General features: G+C 37.4%; 11 protein-coding genes. 2 read left to right on the top strand and 9 right to left on the bottom strand.

Features of this window, described 5'->3' with window-relative positions; all coding sequences use genetic code 11:
• Window positions 1-44: 44 nt before the first annotated feature.
• Together EL194_RS04190 and EL194_RS04185 are read right to left on the bottom strand one after the other, a co-directional pair.
• Window positions 45-1,649 carry a hypothetical protein gene (locus EL194_RS04190; protein WP_003775843.1) on the bottom strand — a complete coding sequence of 535 codons (1,605 nt, stop codon included), beginning with the start codon at window positions 1,647-1,649 and terminating at the stop codon, window positions 45-47.
• Between the two features lie 77 nt (window positions 1,650-1,726).
• Entirely contained in the window at window positions 1,727-2,407 is a 681-nt protein-coding gene (locus EL194_RS04185) for a DsbA family oxidoreductase (RefSeq protein WP_003775845.1), read from the bottom strand.
• A 92-nt stretch (window positions 2,408-2,499) separates the two neighbouring features.
• Between EL194_RS04185 and nfsA the strand changes: the two genes are divergently transcribed.
• Complete coding sequence (gene nfsA, locus EL194_RS04180; protein WP_003775846.1) at window positions 2,500-3,249, top strand: oxygen-insensitive NADPH nitroreductase; 750 nt, start codon at window positions 2,500-2,502, stop codon at window positions 3,247-3,249.
• A 33-nt stretch (window positions 3,250-3,282) separates the two neighbouring features.
• Here nfsA and EL194_RS04175 read toward each other — a convergent pair whose 3' ends face one another.
• Window positions 3,283-4,572, bottom strand: a complete 1,290-nt coding sequence (locus tag EL194_RS04175; RefSeq protein WP_034886878.1) for a D-alanyl-D-alanine carboxypeptidase family protein — start codon at window positions 4,570-4,572, stop codon at window positions 3,283-3,285.
• Window positions 4,573-4,799: 227 nt separating this feature from the next.
• Here EL194_RS04175 and EL194_RS04170 point away from each other — a divergent pair, with 227 nt between their 5' ends.
• Entirely contained in the window at window positions 4,800-7,916 is a 3,117-nt protein-coding gene (locus EL194_RS04170; RefSeq protein WP_003775850.1) for a polysaccharide lyase family 8 super-sandwich domain-containing protein, read from the top strand.
• Window positions 7,917-7,982: 66 nt separating this feature from the next.
• Here EL194_RS04170 and EL194_RS04165 read toward each other — a convergent pair whose 3' ends face one another.
• The 6 genes from EL194_RS04165 to rpoB all read right to left on the bottom strand — a co-directional run bounded on the left by EL194_RS04165 (window position 7,983) and on the right by rpoB (window position 19,314).
• Window positions 7,983-8,831 carry an AraC family transcriptional regulator gene (locus EL194_RS04165; protein WP_034886880.1) on the bottom strand — a complete coding sequence of 283 codons (849 nt, stop codon included), beginning with the start codon at window positions 8,829-8,831 and terminating at the stop codon, window positions 7,983-7,985.
• A 68-nt stretch (window positions 8,832-8,899) separates the two neighbouring features.
• Entirely contained in the window at window positions 8,900-9,727 is an 828-nt protein-coding gene (locus EL194_RS04160) for an alpha/beta hydrolase (protein ID WP_003775854.1), read from the bottom strand.
• 4 nt (window positions 9,728-9,731) lie between these two features.
• On the bottom strand, window positions 9,732-10,499 hold the full coding sequence (locus EL194_RS04155) for an inositol monophosphatase family protein (RefSeq protein WP_003775856.1): 768 nt from the start codon (window positions 10,497-10,499) through the stop codon (window positions 9,732-9,734).
• Window positions 10,500-10,509: 10 nt separating this feature from the next.
• Window positions 10,510-11,277, bottom strand: a complete 768-nt coding sequence (locus tag EL194_RS04150; protein WP_003775858.1) for an inositol monophosphatase family protein — start codon at window positions 11,275-11,277, stop codon at window positions 10,510-10,512.
• A gap of 124 nt (window positions 11,278-11,401) precedes the next feature.
• On the bottom strand, window positions 11,402-15,178 hold the full coding sequence (gene rpoC / locus EL194_RS04145; RefSeq protein ID WP_003775860.1) for a DNA-directed RNA polymerase subunit beta': 3,777 nt from the start codon (window positions 15,176-15,178) through the stop codon (window positions 11,402-11,404).
• Window positions 15,179-15,195: 17 nt separating this feature from the next.
• Window positions 15,196-19,314 (bottom strand): DNA-directed RNA polymerase subunit beta, encoded by a 4,119-nt coding sequence (rpoB, locus tag EL194_RS04140; protein ID WP_003775862.1) that lies wholly within the window; start codon window positions 19,312-19,314, stop codon window positions 15,196-15,198.
• Window positions 19,315-19,384 lie beyond the last annotated feature (70 nt).

Genomic DNA, 19,384 nt, shown 5'->3' with positions numbered 1-19,384 from the left:
AACGAATACAAAAACACCATCATGTTTAATGATGGTGTTTTGTTTTAATTATTTACTTTCTCTTTCACAATTTCAAAGGATACAATCTTAGAACCGTTGGTGGTAATCATTACCTTGTCACCTTTAGTTAAGAACGCAAGTTCATCACTAAGAATTAAATTTGCTTGGTATGTGGCTTCTTCACCTTCAAGACGTATGAAATAGTGTGTATTTCCATCAATAATAACTTGCTTTACATCTGAAACAACACCTGTTTTTTCCACAATCTCTTCGGGAACGATACCCACTTGATTTCCTATAACATTGAGATAGTTCTTTTCTGAAAGTTGATAGGTATCACCAACAGCCGACTTCGTATAGTCTTGGTAATTAACCATTGAGAATCCACGAACTACACTCGAGGTATCTTTTAGAGACATCACATATGTTGGGAATCCCCCTACATTCTGAAGAATTGGGGTTGTAGGTGTATATCCCTTTTCTTGAATCGAACCCACTGAAGTCATCTCTGCTGCAGTAATGGATACACCTGGTAAATCCATTTGAAGTGTCTCTCCGGTTCGCTTATTCATAAATAAGAGACCCGTTGTAGAACTTGAATCCAGTTTAATTGGCCGAATTCCTGTAAAGATATAAATTTCATCATCAATACTTACATAGTTATATGAACCCTCTTGTTGGTCAACAGCCATCACACCTTGTTGTTGCATAAAGGAGTTAAAATACCCGCCCTTTAGTGTGAAGTGATCTTTCGCATGAGATAACATCATATCAGTTGGATAAACAGAATCTACCCACTCAGGGATCTCATTAAGCTCATATCGAGCAGTTTCTCCCGATACCGCATCCACAACAATTACAGAATCCATATCTTTAGCGCCCCAAATACCGACACGCTTTGTAATCGATTGCACAATCCAGTAAGGATGACCTGTATCGTCAATCTCGAAATTCCAATCATCGAGATAACTAAATTTATGATGCAACGCAACATGACGTCTTAAATCGTATTGTAACGGTGCTCCTGGATAATACTTAATCGGGGAAGGTAACGTTACAATCTCCGACTTCGCATTCATATTCCCATCTCCTGTTGTTACGAGAACATAATATGGAACACCACTTGAGAAGTTCGTATATTTTTTAAAGGTATCTGCATAAACGAAAGGCGCAACACGAGCCATCTTGCCTTGATAGTTAATCTGAGTAAATTCATTCGTATTAATATCAAAACGAGAGGATACCTCACTTAACTCTCCCATTTTTTTCTCTGCAGAAAGGAGTGCCGAATCTTTATCAACATAAGAAACTTCAATGTTGTGATCTTCACCATATAAGTCTTTAAATTCCACAGGTCTTACCTGACCTAAAACATTTGCATAACGTTTCGCATTAATCATTCGTGATGATGTAACACTCCCGACTAAGAAAACAACCGCAAAAACCCCAACAATAATTCCAAAGGTATTAAAGAATTTTTTATAGTTTTCTCGGTCAATAAATAAAATACCTGCAATCACTAAAATAAATGTACTGAGATATAGCATGGATCCAATATCCATATAGTGATAAGTATTTCCAAACCAGATATCCAGTATGATAAAAACAAGAATAACGATACCAATTTGTATAGATTTACGTTTATTCATAGAAGAACCTCCATCCACTTATATCTTAACGATTTCTGGTACGCAGTGCAAATAAAAAGCTAGATTAACTAGCTTTCTTAATCGATGGTACAAACACCGTCCGTACACATCATTGAATCATTTTTTTGAGCATTAAGTGTTTCCACATGTTGTATTGCAGACTTAAAGGTTTCAATCGGTTGAGCACCGGATAATGATACTTGATCATCAATCACAAAATGCGGAACACCACGTGCCCCAATCATTTGAGCCCATTGTTCATCTTGACGCACACTTAATCCATATTCGTCGGATTCAAAGGCATATTTAATACCTTCCGCATCAAGCCCTATTGAAGCACCCATTTCAATTAATGCATCCAAATCATTCAAATAGACACCTTTTGAAAAGTATGCGTCCATTAACATTTCACTGTACTCATTCCCTAAACCTTTTAACTTCGCATACTGAAATACTTTATGCGCTTTAAATGTATTCGTATATTTCATTGCATCAAAATCATAATTTAAACCAACACTTTGAGCCATTGAACCAACACGCTCATTATTCATACGTGCTTCATCAACGGATATGTTATATTTTTGAGCCAACATTTCATGAATATTTAAATCCGGATTATCAACGTAATTTTGATCTAATTCAAAACTCATGAATTCAACTTCTATATCTTTATCTAATTGCTTTATTGCTTCTTCCAAATGTCTTTTTCCCACATAGCAAAACGGGCAGACAAAATCGGACCATACTTGTACTTTCATCACATTCACCTCTTAGATTCTTATTGTATCTATTAAGCGATTGGAGCGCCAACAATATGCCCCCCATGGTATAATAACCTCAAGGAGGAATTATGAATAACACAATTAAACAACAACTCAACCATCGTACCATACGACAATTTACAGATGAGCCAATATCACAAGAAATTATTGATACCTTGGTTTCCGTCGCACAAGCGACATCCACAAGTAACTACATGCAATCTTACTCGATTATCAGTATTACAGACAAAGTGAAGAAAAAAGCAATCGCATCAATTGGTGCACAACCTTATATTGAAAATGTTGGACACTTATTTATTTTCGTTATTGATCAACATCGTAATGCAACCATTGCGAAGGAAGGAAACATTGAAGATATCGAAGTGCTTCAGACTTTTGATCGCATGATGATTGGTTATACGGATGCAATCCTTGCAGCCCAAAATACGATGGTAGCCATCGAAAGCATGGGAATGGGCGGTGTTTTTCTTGGGAGTATCCTCAATGATGCGCAGGCAATTATTAACGTGTTAGAGCTGCCAGAATACGTTTTTCCAGTTCTCGGACTCGGGTTTGGTTATCCAAATCAAGAACCACAACTCAAACCGCGCATGCCGCAACATCTCATGCATTTTGAGAATCGCTATCCCAAAGTCGACTCAATAACTAACGCAATGTGCGATTATGATGAAACCGTGACGGAATATTATGACCTCCGTGATGCAAATAAGCGCATTGACTCTTTCACAAATCAAATCAAACAAAGCATGAGTCGAAGACATCCTGGTCGCATGCAATTAAAAGAAACAATGAACAAACAAAAACTTGGTATTAAGTAAAAAAAGTCTATCACTTTAATGTGATAGGCTTTTTTATTGGTTCAAATATTCATCCAGTGTAAGACCACTGTTGTATATTTCAGTTGCAGCTTTAGTACCAACATATCGCAAATGCCATGCTTCGGGTTGATACCCAGTTATATGTTCTTTACCAGCTTGATAACGTACAATAAAACCGAAACGATGCGCATTACGATTTACCCATAAAGATTGATGGGTCTCCGAGAATGCAAACATATTCCCACCTGGTGTCACTACGTCAATAACTAAACCTGTTTGATGTTCGGAATGGCCAGGTCGTGCAGACATTAGATCTGCTTGTGCTTGCCCATGTGACGCAACATAATTCGTATACAATTCTTCTTGGAAATCATAGCCACGATAGGATGACGTAGCTAACAACCATAATCCCGTTTCCTCATAAAGTGCATCGACCATCTGTACGAATGATGATACGGTATTTGGTGTTGCTTCATAACCCTCACTAACCGCGTATTCCGCTGGAATATAACTTAAGTTTGGATAAAAATCTCGCGATAAAGAACGATGCTTATTTACTAAGACAAGTTCAGAATGTGAATCAACCACTGAAGATGTACCACTATCATAATCATTTGGTATTTCTGTTTTCTCATCCTCAGTCGCTTTTTCTGTTTCTTTCGCAATCTCAACATCTTCCTCTAGTACCTTGACCTTGATTTTTCGCTCTACTTGATTTGTTTTATCATCAGCACTATAGATTAATTCATAAGTTCCTGCTTCATCATAATCAATGGAACCTTTCACATTTACTTTCAATGACTCTGTGAGTGATCCAAATGCATAATCCTTTGCCACCGCAGTAATTTTTGATGAACCTACCTGAATCGATAATTCATCTTCTTTTACTGTATTTCCTTCATAAGAAACAATCACTTTAGGAGCAATCGTATCTTCTACTTTAAGATTCAAAAAAACGTCACGTTTGGGATTCTCTTTTAAGAAAATACGTAATTTGAGGTCTCCCTCAACTAAAATCCCTTTCGGTTTCAGATCGAGTTTCCGCTTCTGAATCACCATATCATTATGATCTTGTACAGATAATTCTCCACTATCGCTTACAACAACGACATCATAATCAGATGTTTCTGGATCTACAGCGATTTTGTCATGTAAAAGCGATAGAGACACATCACTATCTTTCTCCACCAAAATAACTTCATCATCAACTGCACGAATTGTTGCTCCTGACATCATGTAAGCCATCATCGCTAAACCTAATAAGGTGACTGCAAGTGCAACACCCATAACACCATATTTATGTTCTTGCATATATTTTATCATCCAACATCCCCTTATCACATATTGCATTTATTATCTCATGTTATTTCAACCATATCCACTTTTAACTAAACTTTGTCTTCAGGAATCCCTAAATTTTTTGTAAATTTATTTAGAAAATATCATTTTCACTTTTCAACCAAATACTTATAGAATTCAATGGAACGATTGACCAACATCAAGGGAAAATGTAGAATTCATCTGTAAGCGTATTCAAAAGGGAGGATACCATGAAACATACCAAGACAATACTTTGTACCGGGCTTGCGCTCGTACTGAGTTCTAATGCAATGTTAATTCATGCAGATGAACCGACAACAATCACTGAGAAACAACCGCTTTTTTTTAATGCCGAAAGTAAACCGGTAAACCCAAAAGACTTGGCTCTGACTATACAAAAAGGCCATCGAAAATTTATTACTTCGTACCTCAATGATCCACAGAGCCACTATCTCTATGAATCTACCGAACCAGCGATTGCAAGCATTTCTGAAAACGGTCTTATTTCTGGACTTAAAGAAGGAAAATCCACAATCATTATCAAATCGAAAGATACTTCAGAAACCGTACAAACTGTTACGATCGATATCAAAAAAGACGATAATCTTGACCCACACTTTATCACGATGGAATCCCGATGGCAAAAACGTGCAGTCGGTGACGAAGGCATCAATCTAAACGATAAACACATCCAAGATTATATTCGCGTTGTGGATGGGAAAGCAGATGAAGCTTTTAACACACTCGACAAAAATCCGAACCCAGAATTTCCATGGGGTAATGAAGACAACAAAACTGTTGCCGCTCACAACACCCGCCAGTTTACCAATCTAAAATCCATTGCAATCGCATTTGGTACCTACGGCAGTCAATACTACCAAGATGAAGCAACTTTAAACTTCATCACGACACAACTTGATTTCTTAATTAATGATCAAATGTACGGAAGTCCATTCACCGTTAAAACTCACGGAAACTGGTGGGACTGGCAAATTGGAATTCCAATGCGCCTACTCGATATCTTATCCATCGTAAACGACTATATCGAACAAGATGATATCACCCGTTACTTAAAAGGAATTGAAGTATATAACACAAACCTTACAACCTTACTCAACGGTGCACCTGCTACCGGAGCAAATAAAACGGATGTAGGCTTAATCACTTTAGGCGTAGGTATTATGAAACAAGATGCTTCCCTACTTGATTATGTAAATCAAGAAATGCCGGAAGTTGTTCAATATGTATCATCGGGTGATGGTCTTTATAAAGATGGATCACTTGTACAACATAAAGATATTGCATACCTTGGTACCTATGGAAACGACCTCGTAAAGGGCATTGGAAAAATTGCCTCAATCGTTGCGGATACACCATGGGCGATGGATCCTGCTACCATGCAAAATATTTACACACTTATTGATGAAGGATATATCCCATTAATGTATAAAGGGAAAATGATGTCCATGGTAAATGGACGTAGTGTTTCGCGAGCACCTTACATGAGTCCAACTGCACAAGAATTTGATACAGGTAAAGAAAGTATCGCAAATATTATTTTGATTGCAGATGCAGCACCAGAACCACTAAAATCTACTTACAAACAACATCTCAAAGAATGGATTATCGCATCAGATCGTTACCACGATTACTTTAGTCGTACCCGTGATTTCGAATCTTTAGTTAAAGCCAAACAAATTTTTGAAGATGAATCCATCCAAACACTTGAGTCAACTCAACATGTGAAAATATATGGATCGATGGATCGTGTTGTAAATCGTAATCACGACTATACCGCAGCACTCAGCATGTTCTCAAAACGAATTTCAAACTATGAATCCATAAACAACGAAAACATGCAAGGATGGCATACGGGAAGTGGTATGCTCTATCTGTACACATATAACGACATTGATCAATATGATGGTGCCTATTGGGCAGCAGTTGATAAATATCGCCTTCCAGGAACAACCGTTGATACACGTCCATTAGCAAATAAAGCACTCCACCGAAAACTATCCAAACAAGCATGGGTTGGTGGTTCATCAACTGGTAAAATAGGAAGTGCAGGAATGTACTACAACACAAATACGTTTAATAATGGTATGGACCTTCGTGCTCAAAAATCATGGTTCTTCTTAGATGATGCGATCGTAGCGCTGGGAACAAACATCACAGGAACATCGCCAACATCTATTGAAACAACAATCGAAAACCGTAAAGTTGATGAAACTGCACAAATTAAACATAACAATTCAGCCATCACCAATACCATACAATTAACAGTCAATACTGGTGATACCGTTACACTTGATAATGGGGAAAAAGGAACCTTTGGATACTACTTCCCTTCAAAAACCAATGTAGACATAAGTAAAACCGTACACAATGGAAAATTTGTAGATCAAAACTTAATGTTTGATGACAAAATTGAATACAGCTCTAATTTCTTTAAACTGGGTATTAACCATGGTCAATCTGTTGATAATGATGCCTATGAATACGTAATGTTACCAAACAGCAGCGAAACTCAAATTCAAGACTATGCAAAAAACAATACACTTGAAATCCTTGAGAATTCAAATTTAATTCAAGCAATCAAAACAGATACTGCCTTCGCAATGAATGTTTGGGGTGTTGATGGTGCAGATTTAGAAGGAATTGGTGTTGACCGTTCCGCATCTGTTACTGCACATACGACAAACAATCGTATTTTAACCATAGCGGTAAGTGATCCTAAACATGTGGAGGAAGAAATTCAAGTAACCATTACCCGTCCCTACAAATCTGTAATTAAAATGGATGAAAACATCACTCAAAATGGAAATCAGTTCACCATCAATACGAAAGATCTTGAAGGTGCATCAAGTGTTATTGAATTAAGACTTGATACTGAGGCACTTGAAAACGAAATAATTTCAGAAATCACGTCCCTCTTTAAAACAATCGATACCCTCGATTTAAATAAATATACTGAGGAGACAAGCAATAACCTAACCGAAACAAGAACTTGTGTACAAAAAACAATCGATGATACAGAACGTACCTTAGAAAATCTTGAAGAAGGCTTAGAACAACTTCAGACTGCCTACGATCATCTTGAACTCAAAGAAATCAAAGAAGAACCCGAGACAAAGCCTGAGACAAAACCTGAGACAAAACCAGAAACAAAACCAGATGTCGAAGTAACACCAAACATCGACCCTTCAAAACCGATTATAAAACCAGAAATCGATAATGTCGAATTGGAAACACTGCCCAAAACAGGTATCCAATCCGAGACACGATCGTTTGCGGCATTTATGATTATTGGACTTGGATTACTCTTTAAACGAAAAGATTCTTAATCACTAAACGCTCCACAATAAACAAAAACATCTCAGTTTGACATTAAGTCAAACTGAGATGTTTTTTTATGCTTTAATTCGAAGCCAAATTTCAGTTACTAAGGACTCACTATTGGGATCTTCTTGAGAATAGACTTCTAAATCCATTGAACCATCAATCTCTTCGCTACACGTTGGTAAATATAGTGAAACAATATCACGCCAGGTGTTTTGCACGGATTGCGGTAATGGCCCTACTGCATCAAACACAAGCCATCTACTTTTAGGTAATTCCACATTCACCAGTCCCTCTTGAAAATCACAAGAAGTTCCAATTAAATAGGTCATAAACCCATCGGAAGCTTGTTGACACAAACCAACGATACCCTCTATTTTATGATCATTCATTTTAAACAAATCAAGATCTTTGGCACTTTGATTAATTTCATCCCAAAACATTGGAATTTCTTTTAAATTCGCGCCGTTTTCATAACTAAATGTTTTTTGATACCCCGCTATATTTACAGATTCTTTTTCTTCAATACGCATCTTCATCTTAACCGCTCCTTTTTGATTGTGTGTGATTTTAATTGGAAACGTCGTTTGTAACGAACCTTTTCGTTTTTTAATTTCACTTGGAGTGTAATGATGTTGTTTCTTAAATGCCTTACTAAATGATTCTGCGCTTTCATAATCATAATGCACCGCTAAATCAATGACCTTAACTTTCTGACTTATAAAAAGCATCCCTGCCTCACTCAAGCGTCTTCGCCTTACATAATCCATAACCCCCATACCCGTTAAGGCAGAGAATAAATTATGAAAATGGTAAGGTGAATAATTTGAATGTATCGCAATATCTTCTAATTTCAAAGACGAATCAAGATGTGTTTCGATATAATCAATTGCATTTTGTAAGTGTTCAAGTGTGTTCATATTACGTCCTCCAACCATAGTATAGACGACAGACAAAGATGAAGCCGGTCATTTCTTGGGGTACCGAATTACTTGCTTAACTGAAGGAACATCCACTCAACCATAGTATCCAAAATTTCGGGATACATCGTCTCATTAAGAATTTCATGGTAAAGTCCCGGATAGGCAATAAAATGTTTGTTTTTAGAACTAATGTTTTCATAAAGCCATTCGCCAACTTCAATTGGAACCACTTTATCCGATTCTCCATGACATATTAAAACTGGATAACGATAACGTGATACATTCTTCGCAACAAATTCAGGAGCCTTAATTAAAAATTCACGCATAAACCCAGCGGTAGCTTTATGTAGGACATCCGGGTCATTTTTATAAGCACTCACAACTTCTGGAACAGAGCAAATATCATCTTCAACGACATTTCGAATATTAATCTTCTTAAAGGACTTACCAACAACATTTAAAACTTTACCCATATTTCCTTCCACGGGTGGAAGTGGTGCTACTGCAGGTCCGGATAAAATTTGCCCTTTTAGTTCGTAAGGATGTGCAATCCCGTACATTGTAGTAACAAGACCACCCATACTATGACCTAACATAAAAACAGGTACACCAATATTCTCATCTTTTACAAACTTAACCATCTCATTACAATCTGAGATAAATGATAAATATGAATCAATATGACCTTTCGGTGAGTCTGTACGACCATGACCTCGTAAATCATAACGATATACACTAAGTCCTGCCTTATTAAAATGCTCCGTAACGTGATCATATCGACCAATATGCTCCGCAAAACCATGGTTAATTAAAACAATTGCTTTCGGATTATCAACACAATCAGCTGCATAACGCAGCGAAACCTCATCATTAATTTTTAAATAAGATTCCATATTCTTATCTCCTATCTTTTAATTCCTGAATCACAGTGGGATTTGAAGCACACATAAATTCAAAATTCTTATCTTCAAATATAATCTTATTATCGCATGTATCGTAAGTGAATGCACCACCAACTGCCTCAAGAATGATTGTTGCGGCGGCAATATCCCACACCTTCAAACGACGTGAAAGATACACTTGATGACGTCCAGCAGCAACACCACAAATTTCCAGTGAAGCAGCACCCATATAACGTACCGACATAAACTCATCATGGGCTTTTACTGCATCACCACACATAAGGTCTAAAGTCTTCGTATCTGAATAAACAACAGAATCCATTAACGTAATTGTTTGCGATAGCATTGGCAGTTTTCGATCATTAAGATAAGCACCATCCCCGTTTACGCCTACATACATCTCATCACGACTTACGTCATAAACAATCCCAAATACAGGTTTTTGATCTTCATAATATCCAACAGATATCGCGAAATTACGTTTTTCAAATATAAAGTTTGAAGTACCATCTATAGGATCAATAATCCATAAATTATCTAGACCTGTAGATGCAACCATTTTTTCTTCTGTTATAAAATTTTGATTGGGATACTTCGCATTAATACGATCCGCTAGAAACTTTTCTGTGCCTTTATCCACATTTGTGACAAAATCATTTCGAGCTGATTTTGTATCAATATTTAATTCTTCTTTCATATGTTCACGAACATAGTCTCCTGCTTCATAAACTAACTGCTTCGCAAATACTAATTTTGATTGCATACGACTCTCCTTATAATAATGCTTTTAAGCTTTCTTTTATATTTTGATTGGATGCCGCAATAAAGACGCGCGGTTCATTATCAAAATAAAGACCATCTTCCAAATCCCCAAAATGATACGTTCCACCCACACACTGTAAGATAATAACAGCCGCAGCAAAATCCCAAACCTTTAGACTTGGAAAGACATAAGACTGCCATCTTCCTGCCGCAATATGACAAACCTCCAAAGCTCCAGACCCTAAAAATCGATGGGTAATAAATAAGGGTTTTAGCTCTTCAGGTGTTAAGCTAAATAAACCAGGACGGTATACATCACCAGAAACAATAGAATCTTTTAATAGTATCGATTGATCAAGCATGGGTAGTTTTATGTTATTTAGATATGCTCCCTCTCCAACAATACCTACAAACATTTCATCTGCCATCACATCGTAAACAATTCCAAAAACCGGTGCCCCTTTGTGGTAGTAACCAACAGAAATACTGAAATTCTGTTTTTGGTAAATAAAGTTTGTGGTTCCATCTATGGGATCAATAATCCAGAGATGATCTTGTCCCATCGTTTCTACGGTTTTTTCTTCAGTTAAGAAATTTTGATTTGAATATGCTTCTTTAATACCTGAGACTAGAAACACCTCAGTTTGTTTGTCGACATTAGTTACAAAATCAGATCTTGAAGATTTTAAACTAATATTAATGTCTTCTTTCATCATGTCTTTAATCCGTTCGCCGGCTTCGCGTACAAGATTAATCGTAAATTCTGCTTTTTTATTCATAGTAACGCCTCCATCTTATCATTATAAACCTTTCTTATGAAATATCTATATAAAAAAAGCTCCTCCATTCGTATTATTGAATGGAGGAGCTTAATTTTTGAAATGCATTGATTTTAAAGTCCTATTATCCGCGAATAATTTCGCTGATAACTGAATCTTCTTCTTCAATTGTATTTCGTGCAATACGTTCTTGGCGTTTAATTTCTGCCAATTCTTTAACCATTTCGGTTGATTCACGGTATAATTCAGAACCTGTTCCCGCTGGAATTTTCTTACCAATGATAACATTTTCTTTAAGACCCATGAGTGGATCAATCTTAGACTTGATTGCAGCATCCGTAAGAACTTTTGTAGTTTCTTGGAATGAAGCAGCAGATAAGAATGATTCAGTTTCAACAGAAGCTTTAGAAATACCAAGTAACACTGGACGATAACGTGCAGGGTTCTTACCTTCCATGAGGATATCTTCATTGATTTGAGTCATATTATCAACGTGCATTTGAACTCCAGGAGAAATTCCTGTGTCCTGTCCGTCAATTACGATAACTTTACGCATCATTTGATTAATCATAACTTCAATGTGCTTATCAGAGATTTCGATACCACCACTTTGGTAAACTTTTTTAACTTCTTTTAGAATGTATTTTTGAACATCGAGACGTCCTGCATATTCCATAAGTTTCTTAGGATCTACAGAACCTTCTGTTAGTTTCTCACCAGCTGTAACCTCAGAACCAACTTTTAACCAGCCACGAGCAGGTTGATGTGGTAATGTATGGTGTTCAACTGATGTTTTATCGTTTGCGACGGTGATGATATAACCGAAACCATCTTCAGCATTACGAATATCCGTAATACGTCCGGAAATTTCAGAAATCGCAGCACCAAGTTTTGGTGAACGTGCTTCAAAGAGTTCCTCAACACGTGGAAGACCTTGAGTGATATCTTCCCCACCAGCAACCGCAACCCCACCAGTATGGAAAGTACGCATGGTTAGCTGTGTACCCGGTTCACCGATTGATTGAGCCGCAACGATACCGACTGCTTCTCCAACCTCAACAATTTCACCTGTAGCCATGTTACGACCGTAACATTTTTTACAGATACCATGTTTTGATTCGCATGAGAATACAGAACGAATTCGAACTTGTTTAATACCTGAATTTACAATACGTTTTGCAGCAAATTCATCGATATATTCGTCTTCTTCGATAATAACTTCTTTAGTTTTTGGATCAACAATTGTTTCTTTGATGTAACGTCCAACAAGACGATCATGTAATGATTCAACAACTGTATTTGATTTACGATCTAGAATTTCCTCTACAAGGAAACCGTTGTCGCTATAGCAGTCATCTTCAACGATTGTGACATCTTGCGCAACGTCAACAAGACGACGTGTAAGATATCCTGATTCCGCTGTTTTAAGAGCAGTATCTGTTAGCCCCTTACGCACACCGTGAGTAGAAACGAAGAATTCACTAACGTTTAGACCTTCACGGAATGATGAGTAGATTGGAACTTCAATAATTGATGATTGATAGCCTGATTTTGATTTTGATTGAGTAGGTTTACCCATTAAACCACGCATACCGGATAACTGAGTAAAGTTAGAAACGTTACCACGAGCACCGGATGTCGCCATCATATTGATAGGGTTTTTACGAGCAAGTTCGTCCATTAATTCCGCACCGACGCGTCCTTTAATACCATCCCATAGAGTCATCAGTTTACCTTCCCACTCTTGAGCTGTTAATCGTCCACGTTTATATTGTTTCATTAATTTAGCAGCTTGTTCTTTACCTTCTTCAACATATTTTTCTTTGTTAGGGGCAACATTGATATCACTTAACGCAACAGTCATACCCGCAACAGTTGAATAACGGAAACCTAAGTCTTTAATGTTATCTAAGATTTCAGCTGTCTTATCGATTGAGTAACGATCAAAGATTTCTTTGATAATTTTCTCGAGATCTTTTTTCTTGAAGTCATTATTAAGTGGCATTGCACTAATAATTTCACGCACATCTTGTCCCATCGCAACAAAGAATTTATCCGGTGTTGCTTTAAAGTTATCAGGTGACACTTCGTTTAAGTATGGGAAGTCACTTGGGAACATATCGTTAAAGATTAATTTACCAAGTGTTGTGACGAGATACATTTCGTTTTGTTTTGCACTCATTGTTGATTTCTTAAGTGATGATGCACGAACACAAATACGTGTATGTAAGTGAATCAAATCATGTTCATAGGCAAGTTGTGCTTCATTAATGTCACGGAATGCTTTACCTTGGTTTTCACCAAAGCGACGCCATTTAGCGCCTTCTTCCATGTCACCACGAGCTTCACATTGTAATGCTTTTTCTTCAAATTCTTCTGGAGATTCTTCCATGTTTAGATAGAAGTTTCCAAGAACCATATCTTGTGATGGTGTAACAATAGGTTTACCATCTTTAGGTCCAAGAATATTACGTGAACCAAGCATGAGCAATTCTGCTTCTGCTTGAGCCATTTCTGATAATGGAACGTGAACCGCCATTTGGTCACCATCAAAGTCCGCGTTAAACGCAGGCGTTACAAGAGGGTGAAGACGAATTGCACGACCTTCAATCATTTTAGGTTTAAAGGCTTGAATACCAAGACGGTGAAGTGTAGGGGCACGGTTTAAGAGCACAGGGTGATCTTGAATTACTTCTTCAACAATATCCCAAACACGTGGATCTTGACGTTCAATAAGTTTTTCAGCAGCTTTAGCATTATTACTAATTCCACGAACTTTCATCTCATTAACTACAAATGGTTTAAAGAGTTGAATTGCCATTTCTTTAGGAATACCACATTCATACATCTTAAGATCCGGTCCAACAGCGATAACTGAACGACCTGAGAAGTCTACACGTTTACCAAGTAAGTTGGCACGGAAACGACCTTGTTTCCCTTTAAGACTGTGTGAAAGTGATTTTAGAGGACGTCCACCAGCACCTGTAACAGGTTTTGAACGACGACCATTATCGATTAATGCATCAACAGCTTCTTGAAGCATACGTTTTTCGTTTTGAACGATAACTTGTGGTGTACCCATTTCAAGTAAACGTTTTAGACGGTTATTACGTGTGATTACACGACGGTATAAATCGTTTGCATCTGAAGCAGCAAAACGTCCACCATCAAGTTGTAACATCGGACGTAAATCTGGTGGAATAACTGGAAGTTCAGTCAGTACCATCCATTCTGGCATGTTATCAGAATTAATAAATGCTTCAACAGTTTCAAGACGACGAATTAACTTCTTACGCTTATCCCCTTTAGCATTTTCCAATAAATCGAGAATTTCATTACGTTCTTTTTCTAAATCCATATTTTCAAGCAAGGATTTGATACCTTCTCCACCTGCTTGAGCTACGAAACCATTTGGTCCGTATTGATTGATGTATTCACGATATTCGCGGTCATCAATAATTTGTTTGTATTGTAATCCAGATTTCTTAGGATCCACAATTACCCATTTTACGAAGTATACAACTTCTTCTAAAATTTTAGGGGTAATGTTTAGTAATAAACTCATTCGTGATGGAATACCACGTAGATACCAAATATGTGCAACAGGTGCAGCTAATGTAATATGTCCCATACGTTCACGACGTACAGCTGATTTCGTTACTTCAACACCACAACGGTCACAAATAACACCACGGTAGCGTACTTTCTTGTACTTACCACAGTAACATTCCCAATCCTTTGTAGGACCAAAAATCTTTTCACAGAACAATCCGTCACGTTCAGGTTTTTGTGAACGATAGTTAATTGTTTCTGGTTTTTTAACTTCTCCATGAGACCATTCTAGAATGCGCTCAGGGGACGCTAAAGCGAGTTGTATCGAGTCAAAATTATTAATACTCATGAGATTACCGCCTCCTTCTACGCTTGCTCATCAAGGTTTAGTGATTCAACCTCATTAGTTTCTTCGATTTCCACAACAATTTCTGGTTGCGGAACATCTTGTGATGGTGCTGAAGCAACTTCTTCATCACCATCTACAAGACTTTCTTTGATTTCTTCTTTGTTTTCGTCCAAGAATTTTACATCAAGTGCAAGTGCTTGGAGTTCATGTTTAAGTACTCGGAATGATTCTGGAATTCCAGGTTCTGGAATATCCTCACCATTTTGAATAGCGGCATAAGTCTTCGTACGTCCATTAACGTCATCGGACTTAATTGTAAGGATTTCTTGAAGTGTGTTTGCAGCCCCATAAGCATAGAGTGCCCAAACTTCCATCTCTCCAAATCTTTGTCCACCATTTTGTGCTTTACCACCAAGTGGTTGTTGGGTAACAAGTGAGTAAGGCCCTGTAGCACGAGCATGAAGTTTATCATCAATCATATGTGATAACTTAAGCATGTACATAACACCTACTGAAATACGTTCATCATAACGTTCACCAGTCTGTCCATCATAAAGTACCATCTTACCATCCGGTGAAACGTTACCTTCTTTCATGATATTGAATAGTTCATCGGTTTCAATACCATCGAAAACACTTGTAGCAAATTTAATATTTAAGTTCTTAGCTGCAATACCAAGGTGTAATTCTAAGATTTGTCCAATGTTCATACGACTTGGAACCCCTAGAGGGTTAAGCATAATATCAACAGGTGTACCATCTTCCATGTATGGCATATCTTCTACAGGAAGAATCTTCGAGATAACCCCTTTATTACCGTGACGTCCAGCCATCTTGTCACCTTCATGGATTTTACGTTTTTGAACGATGTAAACCTTAACAGATTCACTTACTCCAGGTGGCAAGTCATGTCCTTCCGCGCGGCTAAAGATCTTGATATCTTGAACAATACCTGATCCACCGTGTGGAACTTTGAGTGAGTTATCACGTACTTCACGTGATTTTTCTCCAAAGATTGCAAGTAATAATTTTTCTTCCGGAGAAATTTCGCTTTGTCCTTTAGGTGTAACTTTACCCACAAGGATATCGCCTTCTTTAACTTCGGCACCAATCATAACGATTCCGCGTGCGTCAAGATGACGGCATGCGACTTCACTCACGTTTGGTATATCACGTGTAATTTCTTCAGGTCCAAGCTTTGTCTCACGAACTTCAAGTGTGTATTCTTCAATATGAATTGATGTATAAACATCTTCTTTTACAAGACGTTCACTCATGATGATCGCATCTTCATAGTTATAACCGTTCCAAGTCATAAATGCGACTGTAACGTTTTGACCAAGAGCGAGCTCACCATTTTGCATGGATGGACCATCAGCAAGGATGTCTCCATTTGAAACTTTTTCACCAAGTGCCACTAAGGGTTTTTGGTTAATACATGTTCCTTGGTTTGATCGTCTGAATTTTTGTAATAAGTATGTACGTTCTTTGCCTGATTCCCCGTTAACAATAACGCGGTTTGCATCAACATAAGAAACGATTCCGTCTTCATGACAGATAACCGCACTCCCTGAATCCTTCGCAATACGGTGTTCAATACCCGTACCAACAAATGGTGAATTCGGTTTTAAGAGCGGAACAGCTTGACGTTGCATGTTGGCACCCATGAGGGCACGAGAAGCATCATCATTTTCCAAGAATGGAATCGCTGCAGTCGCAACAGAAACGATTTGTTTAGGACTCACGTCAATAAGTTCTACAGTATCGCGGTGGGCAAGAATATTTTCACCACGGTAACGAACAACAACTTCTTCATTCACAAGTTTGTGATCTTGAACTTCGTTCGCTTGCGCAATAACATATTCAAACTCATCATCTGCAGATAAGTAGATAATATCTTCAGTAACTTTTCCATCTGGAGTAACGATTCGGTATGGTGTTTGAATAAAACCATACTTGTCAATTTTTCCATATGAAGTTAAGTTCGAAATTAACCCGATATTTGGTCCTTCAGGTGTTTCGATTGGACAAATACGACCGTAGTGTGATGTATGAACATCTCGAACTTCGAAACCGGCACGGTCACGAGTAAGTCCACCAGGTCCTAGGGCTGAAATACGACGTTTGTTTGTAAGTTCAGCAAGTGGGTTCAATTGGTCCATAAATTGTGACAATTGAGATGAAGAGAAGAACTCTTTAACCATTGCCGTTAATGGACGAACGTTTGTAAGATTTTTCGGTGTTAAGTTCGATGAATCTGAAGAGATTGACATACGTTCCTTAACAACACGTTCCATACGGCTTAAACCAATACGGAATTGATTTTGGATTAATTCTCCAACTGTACGAATACGACGGTTACCTAATTGGTCAATATCGTCTTCATTACCAACACCATCAATGAAGTTTAAGAAATATGAATATGTAGCATAAATATCTGAAGCTACAATTGTTGTTTTTTCAAGTAATGGATCGATACCAATAATCTTAACAATTTCTGTTTCGTCATCTTCTTGTGCAACAAACAATTCTTGCATTGCTGCTCCAACTAACCACATTGTTACAGGTCCATCTTCTAAAGAATCAACAATTAATTTTTCATTTGTTTTATTAATTTTTGGTACATTGTAATTTGGTGTGAAACGATCCGCAACTAAATTACCTTTTGCGGACATCATATCTGATCCAGAAGCATCAAGCATACGTCCAACAGTATATAAGCGTTGTGAGTAGTTTAGAACTGCCCATACGTTATCTTTTGTTACTACGACTTCTTTAGCCATAATACCTGTATAAATTTGAATATCTTCACCTTTTAAGGTTTCAATGTCGCTTGCAGTAAGAACGGTTCCGCGTTCAAACTCAAAATCATCACCATCAATATCTTTTGATAAAATACGTCCAACTAAATGAATCGTACCATCAACAGTAATATCTCGAACATCAGGTGCTGAGAAGATATTCTTAAGTGGGAATACGTTCATATGTCCGCCTTCGCGTAATACTTCACGTAATTTTAAGACATCGTCACGGCGTGTAATGTGTGTTCCTTTTTCAAAGACAACATTACCATTAATATCTTTAATATCACTTGTAAGAACTGTTCCGTTTACACGGTTGTAAACTTCGAGTTTTTTATGAATTTTATAACGACCCGCTTTATTAAGGTCATAACGGCGTGGATCTAAGAACTTCGCGTTCATCAAGTTGATAGCACCGTCAGTTGTAGGAATTTCATCAGCACGTTGGTTTTCATACATTACACGTAATGAATCTTCGAACGTAACAGTTTTATCTAATACTAATGAGTTAACAATCTCAGGATAGTTTCCGAAGAATGCTGTATAGAGTAACGCATATAAAGTTAAGAATTCACGTTTCTCACTATCAATTTCTTCCCATTCATCATAAACAGGTAAGTTCATAGCGTTTAAGAACGTTTTAAATGAGTGTGTATCAAATGCATCTTCACCTTCTTGTAAATCAAGACTTAAACCAAAAGACTTGAACAGAATTGTAGAAACGATTGTACGTTTACGGTCAACCTTCATGTTAATAACACGACCATTAGCCGCTTTACGATCATCACTCATAAATTCTAACCAAGTACCACGACTTGGGATTAATTCGGACATGAACGTATCACGACCCGTTTTATCATCATTTTCAGACTTAAAATACGCTCCAGGAGAACGCACAATTTGCGAAACAATAACTCGTTCCGCTCCATTAATAATAAAGGTTCCTGTTTCTGTCATTAAAGGAAGATCACCGAGGAACACCTCTTCTTCTTTTTCAATAACTTCACCAGTTTGTTTATTAATTACTTCTAGACGCATTGTTGCTCGAAGTGGCGCAGCATAGTTTGCTTCGCGTGATCGGCATTCGTCCACGTTATATTTAGGTTCACCAAATGAATAATCAATGAACTTTAGTTTTACATTTTCATTATAGCTTTGAATAGGATAGATTTCGTTAAAAACTTCAAAGAGTCCCTCGTTTTTAAACCATTCATACGCATCCGTTTGAATTTCTACCAAATTAGGCAATTCTAAGGTTCCACTAACTTGAGAATAATCACGACGGGTAGCCTTATTACCAAATTTCTTTACACTATATACTTGGTTTTTCTCCATTTATGCCATCCTTTCCTGTACTTTTTATAACAACCAAAAAAACGCGCATAAATCCACTATTATGCAATTA

It is taken from the genome of Erysipelothrix rhusiopathiae, assembly GCF_900637845.1.
In the GTDB taxonomy this organism is placed as follows: domain Bacteria; phylum Bacillota_I; class Bacilli_A; order Erysipelotrichales; family Erysipelotrichaceae; genus Erysipelothrix; species Erysipelothrix rhusiopathiae.
This window is presented reverse-complemented; position numbering and strand designations above follow the sequence as displayed.

Coding starts and splice junctions, on each gene's coding strand:
- EL194_RS04155 (WP_003775856.1), bottom strand. CDS start 10,499: ATGCAATCAAAATTAGTATTTGCGAAGCAGTTAGTTTATGAAGCAGGA.
- nfsA (WP_003775846.1), top strand. CDS start 2,500: ATGAATAACACAATTAAACAACAACTCAACCATCGTACCATACGACAA.
- rpoB (WP_003775862.1), bottom strand. CDS start 19,314: ATGGAGAAAAACCAAGTATATAGTGTAAAGAAATTTGGTAATAAGGCT.
- EL194_RS04185 (WP_003775845.1), bottom strand. CDS start 2,407: ATGAAAGTACAAGTATGGTCCGATTTTGTCTGCCCGTTTTGCTATGTG.
- EL194_RS04190 (WP_003775843.1), bottom strand. CDS start 1,649: ATGAATAAACGTAAATCTATACAAATTGGTATCGTTATTCTTGTTTTT.
- EL194_RS04165 (WP_034886880.1), bottom strand. CDS start 8,831: ATGAACACACTTGAACACTTACAAAATGCAATTGATTATATCGAAACA.
- EL194_RS04175 (WP_034886878.1), bottom strand. CDS start 4,572: ATGATAAAATATATGCAAGAACATAAATATGGTGTTATGGGTGTTGCA.
- EL194_RS04150 (WP_003775858.1), bottom strand. CDS start 11,277: ATGAATAAAAAAGCAGAATTTACGATTAATCTTGTACGCGAAGCCGGC.
- EL194_RS04160 (WP_003775854.1), bottom strand. CDS start 9,727: ATGGAATCTTATTTAAAAATTAATGATGAGGTTTCGCTGCGTTATGCA.
- rpoC (WP_003775860.1), bottom strand. CDS start 15,178: ATGAGTATTAATAATTTTGACTCGATACAACTCGCTTTAGCGTCCCCT.
- EL194_RS04170 (WP_003775850.1), top strand. CDS start 4,800: ATGAAACATACCAAGACAATACTTTGTACCGGGCTTGCGCTCGTACTG.